Annotated in this window: 5 protein-coding genes; 3 read left to right on the forward strand and 2 right to left on the reverse strand. The window is 57.5% G+C overall.

Annotated features, from left to right (window positions below; genetic code table 11):
- Positions 1-133 precede the first annotated feature (133 nt).
- Together argC and erpA are read left to right on the forward strand one after the other, a co-directional pair.
- The gene (argC, locus tag KGB18_RS27885) at positions 134-1,168 is read left to right on the forward strand and encodes an N-acetyl-gamma-glutamyl-phosphate reductase (protein ID WP_007941665.1); all 1,035 of its coding nucleotides are present in this window, start codon (positions 134-136) and stop codon (positions 1,166-1,168) included.
- A 168-nt stretch (positions 1,169-1,336) separates the two neighbouring features.
- On the forward strand, positions 1,337-1,687 hold the full coding sequence (gene erpA, locus KGB18_RS27890; protein WP_007906865.1) for an iron-sulfur cluster insertion protein ErpA: 351 nt from the start codon (positions 1,337-1,339) through the stop codon (positions 1,685-1,687).
- A 73-nt stretch (positions 1,688-1,760) separates the two neighbouring features.
- On the opposite strand, the gene KGB18_RS27895 is transcribed toward erpA, so the two are convergent.
- Both KGB18_RS27895 and KGB18_RS27900 read right to left on the reverse strand, forming a co-directional pair.
- The gene (locus tag KGB18_RS27895) at positions 1,761-2,852 is read right to left on the reverse strand and encodes an anhydro-N-acetylmuramic acid kinase (protein ID WP_123719555.1); all 1,092 of its coding nucleotides are present in this window, start codon (positions 2,850-2,852) and stop codon (positions 1,761-1,763) included.
- 3 nt (positions 2,853-2,855) lie between these two features.
- Entirely contained in the window at positions 2,856-4,286 is a 1,431-nt protein-coding gene (locus KGB18_RS27900; RefSeq protein ID WP_123719554.1) for a peptidoglycan DD-metalloendopeptidase family protein, read from the reverse strand.
- 210 nt (positions 4,287-4,496) lie between these two features.
- Here KGB18_RS27900 and tyrS point away from each other — a divergent pair, with 210 nt between their 5' ends.
- Positions 4,497-5,696, forward strand: a complete 1,200-nt coding sequence (gene tyrS / locus KGB18_RS27905) for a tyrosine--tRNA ligase (protein WP_123719553.1) — start codon at positions 4,497-4,499, stop codon at positions 5,694-5,696.
- Positions 5,697-6,000: the final 304 nt, after the last annotated feature.

The raw sequence follows: 6,000 nt of genomic DNA on the forward strand, positions 1-6,000 counted from the left end.
TAGTTATTCCCAGGGTTCACAGTAGCGGGAATAGTAGAGGCTTGAGCCGCCACACGTCACCTTGACGGTTGTCGCAGGGCCGCGCGGCCCCTATTATCGACGGCTTTCCAGTGGGTTCGTTGAGGGCAGGTTTATGGTCAAGGTCGGTATCGTCGGCGGCACGGGTTACACCGGTGTCGAACTGCTGCGTCTGTTGGCACAGCATCCGCAAGCTGAAGTGGTAGTGATCACTTCCCGATCCGAGGCTGGCCTGGCCGTGGCCGACATGTACCCGAACCTGCGAGGCCACTACGACGGCCTGGCTTTCAGCGTTCCGGACATCAAGACCCTCGGGGCCTGCGACGTGGTGTTCTTTGCCACGCCGCACGGTGTTGCGCATGCGCTGGCCGGTGAGCTGCTGGCTGCCGGGACCAAGGTCATCGACCTGTCGGCAGACTTCCGTCTGCAAGACGCCGATGAGTGGGCCAAATGGTACGGTCAGCCGCACGGCGCGCCGGAACTGTTGGAGGAGGCGGTCTACGGCTTGCCGGAAGTTAACCGCGAGCAAATCAAGCAAGCACGCCTGATTGCTGTGCCGGGTTGCTACCCGACGGCCACGCAATTGGGATTCCTGCCATTGCTTGAAGCCGGTCTGGCAGATACCACTCGTTTGATCGCAGACTGCAAATCCGGCGTCAGCGGCGCCGGTCGTGGCGCTTCTGTAGGTTCGCTGTACTCCGAGACGTCGGAAAGCATGAAGGCTTACGCCGTCAAAGGGCACCGTCATTTGCCGGAAATCCGCCAGGGCCTGCGTCGTGCAGCGGGCAAGGACGTGGGGCTGACCTTCGTTCCGCACCTGACACCAATGATTCGCGGTATTCACTCGACGCTCTACGCGACTGTCGTGGATCGCTCGGTGGATCTGCAGGCGTTGTTCGAAAAGCGCTATGCCAACGAACCGTTCGTCGATGTAATGCCTGCCGGCAGCCATCCGGAAACCCGTAGCGTGCGCGGCGCCAACGTTTGCCGTATCGCCGTGCATCGTCCGCAGGATGGTGATCTGGTGGTGGTATTGTCGGTGATCGACAACCTGGTCAAAGGCGCGTCGGGTCAGGCGGTGCAGAACCTGAATATCCTGTTCGGTCTGGATGAGCGTCTGGGCCTGTCCCATGCAGGCATGCTGCCGTAAGGCTTTATCCCGCTCAGCAAAAAGGCCCGTCGAACGGGCCTTTTTGCATTTTGGTCTGACAATTGGGTTGATTGATATACCGTAACAATAGTTGACCGATTTTCTGGGAGAAGCGGATAATGCGCGTCATCACGCATTATGGCGGCGTAACGCCGGGAGATAGTCAGCATGAGCGTCGAATCCTTCACCCCCACGGCTTTGCAATTCACCCACGGTGCCGCGCACAAGGTGAAGAGCCTGGTCGATGAAGAGGGGAATGATCGCTTGAAGCTGCGCGTATTCGTTACGGGCGGCGGTTGTTCAGGGTTTCAGTACGGCTTCACCTTCGATGAAGAAGTGGCCGATGACGACACCATCGTCGAGCGCGAAGGCGTCAGCCTGGTGGTCGATCCAATGAGCTTCCAGTACCTGGCAGGTGCCGAAGTGGATTACCAGGAAGGTCTGGAAGGTTCGCGTTTCGTGATCAAGAACCCGAACGCTACCACCACGTGTGGCTGCGGCTCTTCGTTCTCGATCTGATCGCACCTCACCGCATTACCAGACGCCGCAGAATCTCAGGACTCTGCGGCGTTTTGCTGTCTGGGGTTCAGGCTCAGGCGGGGTAGATGGCGCCGAGTACGCGTAGGCCGCGGGCACCGGTGACACTCGGACGGTTGGCCGCGATACCTTCCAGGCAGCAATGGGCTAGCCAGGCGAAGGCCATGGCTTCGACCCAGTCCGGGTCTACGCCGTAAGCAGCAGTGCTGCTGACTTTCGCATTCGGCAACAGGCTGGCCAAGCGCTTCATCAGCGTGGCGTTGTGCGCGCCGCCGCCACAAACCAGCAGCTCCCGGGTATTCGATTGGGCGCTTTGCAATGACTCGACAATGGTCAGCGCAGTCAGCTCAAGCAGCGTGGCCTGTACGTCTTCGGCAGCGAAGGTCGGTAGCTGCGACAGATGCTGCATCAGCCATGGGAGATTGAATACTTCGCGACCGGTGCTCTTCGGGCCTTGGGTCACAAAGAATGGATCACTGAGCAGCTCGTTCAGCAGAACCGGTTCAACCTTGCCGCTGGCGGCCCATTGACCGTCACGATCAAAGTTGTCGCCGCGTTGCTGGTGAATCCAGGCATCCAGCAAGACATTCCCGGGGCCGCAGTCAAACCCGGCAACAGGCTTGCCGGGTTCGATCAGGCTGAGATTGCTGAACCCGCCGACGTTCAATACCGCGCGGTTGCCAGGCCGTTCTTCAAACAGGGCTTCGTGAAAGGCTGGAACCAGTGGCGCGCCTTGTCCGCCGGCGGCTACATCGCGGCTGCGGAAATCGCTGACCACGGTGATGCCGGTCAGCTCGGTGAGCAAGGCGGGGTTGCCTATTTGTACCGTGAACCCGCGCGCCGGCTCATGGCGAACGGTCTGGCCGTGGCTGCCAATCGCGCGAATGTCGTCGGGTTTCAGATTTTGTTGGTCGAGGAGGGTGTGAATGCCCTGTGCGGCCAGTTTCACCCAGTTTTGCTGGGCAATGGCGGAGCGGGCAATCTCGTCCGGGCCGCTGGCGCACAAGCCAAGCAGCTCGGCGCGCAGGGAATCAGGCATAGGGATGTAATGGGTGGCGATCAGCTTGATCGCCGGGGCTTGCTCGATCAACGCAATGTCCAGGCCATCAAGGCTGGTCCCGGACATCACACCTATATAGAGCGTCATGGCTTAGCGTTTACTCGAAGCCAGCTGGGTGGTTTTCTCTTGATCCATGCGCGCCATCAGCGGTTGGCTTTGCGCGAGGAAGCGTGAGCGTTCAGCTTTGGAGATCGGATCGGCCATCGCCACCTTCTGACCCAGCGGGTCGACGTGCACGCCATTGACCTGGAACTCGTAGTGCAAGTGCGGGCCGGTGGACAGGCCGGTAGTGCCGATGTAACCGATCACCTGACCTTGCTTGACGCTGCCGCCAGTCTTGATGCCTTTGGCGAAGCCCTGCATATGACCGTACAGCGTGCGATAGGTATTACCGTGCTGGATGATCACGGTGTTGCCGTAACCGCCGCGACGACCCGCCAACAATACTTTTCCGTCACCGGCAGCCTTGATCGGCGTACCGCGTGGGGCTGCGTAATCGACACCCTTGTGGGCGCGGATCTTGTTCAGGATCGGGTGCTTGCGTCCCATGGAGAATTTCGAGCTGATGCGGGCGAAGTCTACCGGGGTACGGATAAACGCCTTGCGCATGCTGTTGCCGTCAGCCGTGTAGTAGCTGCTGTTGCCTTGTTTGTTGGTGTAGCGCACCGCGGTGTAAGTCTTGCCGCGGTTGGTGAAGCGTGCAGAGAGGATCGGGCCATTGCCAACAGCTTTGCCATTGACGACTTTCTGTTCATAGATCACATCGAACTCGTCACCCTGGCGAATATCCTGGGCGAAGTCGACGTCATAGCCAAACACACTGGCCATATCCATGGTCAGGCTGTGGGACAAACCGGCTCGGGCGGCAGATTGCGACAGCGAGCTGTTGATCACGCCATGAACATAGGCGGAGCGAACTGTGGGCTTGGCGGTAATGCGGTTGAACGTATAACCCTTGTCATTCTTGGTCAGGCTGATGCTTTCCATGTCGCTGACCTTGCTGTGCAAGTTGGTCAGCTGGCCATCCGGGTCCAGTTCGAACTCAAGCTTCTGGCCATGTTTGAGCTGGCTGAACTGCTTGGCCTGCTTGTCGCTGGCTAGCACTTCATGCACCGAAGTGGCCGGAAGGCCGACTTTCTCGAACAAAGTCGAGAGAGTGTCGCCTTTGCTAACAATCACTTCCTTATGGCCTGGCGCCTTCTTCTCTTCGACGACTGGCGCGGGAGCAGGGGCGGGGGCGGCCTGGGCGGTTTCCTGAGTGTCTTCGGCGCTGTTTTCGATCTGCGCGAAGGGGGAGGCGGCCGGCTCATTTGTGGCTTGGACGACTTCGGCGGCGTCTTGATCTTGTGTCAGTTGTTCTGCAGGGCTTTCCAGTTCAAGACTCAGGGTCGTCTTTTTGGCTTCAACATCACTGGAAGGGAATACCAGAAGCGCCAGGCTGAGAAGGGCGGCGATGCCACTTGCTGCAAGCAGGTGGGTCTTCGGGTAAAGCGGAGGCGCTTTAGACGGTTCTGTGGTCATAGGTAATTTTGACTTTGAAAAGATGAATTGGAAAAGATGAATGACATGATGAAGACGAAATAACTGTATAAAATATAACCAAATCATCTCTGAAGCAAGTCTGCGAACGCTCTGTCCGTGGATTGGCGTCCGTGCGCCGGGCAAAACTTGTATTTGGTGCGCGATCTTGTATGGTTGTTCCCCTTTGAATCTGAGCCTTGCGGGTCTGTTATGAAGTCGGTTGAAGAGCAGCTAGCGCTGATCAAACGTGGTGCAGAAGAACTGTTGGTCGAGTCCGAGCTGATCGAGAAACTCAAGCGTGGCCAGCCGCTGCGTATTAAGGCAGGCTTCGATCCGACCGCGCCGGATTTGCACCTGGGTCACACCGTGCTTATTAATAAGCTGCGCCAGTTCCAGGAACTGGGTCACCAGGTGATCTTCCTTATAGGTGACTTCACCGGGATGATCGGTGATCCAAGCGGCAAGAGCGCGACACGTCCTCCGCTCACCCGTGAGCAGGTTCTCGAGAATGCCGAGACCTACAAGACTCAGGTCTTCAAGATTCTTGATCCGGCCAAGACTGAAGTGGCGTTCAACTCCACCTGGATGGATCAGATGGGGCCAGCCGACTTCATTCGTCTGACTTCGCAATACACCGTAGCTCGCATGCTCGAGCGCGACGATTTCGATAAGCGCTACACGACCAATCAGCCAATTGCTATTCACGAGTTCCTCTATCCGCTGGTTCAGGGTTATGACTCGGTCGCGTTGCGCGCGGATGTCGAGCTGGGTGGTACCGATCAGAAATTCAACCTGCTGATGGGGCGCGAGCTGCAGCGTAGTTATGGTCAGGAGGCTCAATGCATTCTGACGATGCCGTTGCTCGAAGGTCTGGATGGTGTGAAGAAGATGTCCAAGTCGTTGGGCAACTACGTCGGTATCCAGGAAGCGCCGGGTGTCATGTATGGCAAGCTGGTCTCTATTCCGGATTTGCTGATGTGGCGTTACTTCGAATTGCTCAGTTTCCGCTCCATGGAAGAGATCAATGCTTTCCGGGCTGACGTCGAGGCGGGCGCGAATCCGCGTGACATCAAGATCAAGCTGGCCGAAGAGATCGTTGCGCGCTTCCATGGTGAAGAGGCTGCGGCCAATGCTCACCGTGCGGCGGGCAACCGTATGAAGGATGGTGAGCTGCCGGATGATCTGCCAGAGATCGAGTTGACCGCTGCCGAGGATATGCCGATTGCTGCTGTCCTTAATAAAGCGGGCCTGGTGAAGAACTCCGCTGTGGCGCGCGATCTTCTCGGTTCTGGTGGTGTGCGTATAGATGGTGAGGTTGTCGATCGCACCTTTATATACGTACTGGGCGCGACCCATGTTTGCCAGGCCGGGAAGAAGGCATTTGCGCGTATTACGCTCAAATCCGAATAAAGCTGAAATCAGGGGTTGACGGCAGATTCTGAAAGCCTATAATTCGCCCCACTTCCGGCGCAGTCGAAACGGAAAACTCCTTGGTAAACAAAGAGTTACGCAGTTTTCGACAGCGGTTACGCTTCAGTTCATCGAAGCCAGAAGGAGTTGGTAAGGCAGTGTGTTTTCGCCTTATTGACGGTTCGATCATCTCGGTCGAAAGCGGAGAAAAAGAGGTGTTGACAGCAGCGAGTAACGCTGTAGAATTCGCCTCCCGCTAACGAGAGATCGGAAGCGCAAGTGGTTGAAGTTGTTAAAGATTTAC

Origin of the sequence: Pseudomonas sp. BF-R-26, assembly GCF_019947395.1 — a bacterium.
Classification (GTDB): domain Bacteria; phylum Pseudomonadota; class Gammaproteobacteria; order Pseudomonadales; family Pseudomonadaceae; genus Aquipseudomonas; species Aquipseudomonas farris.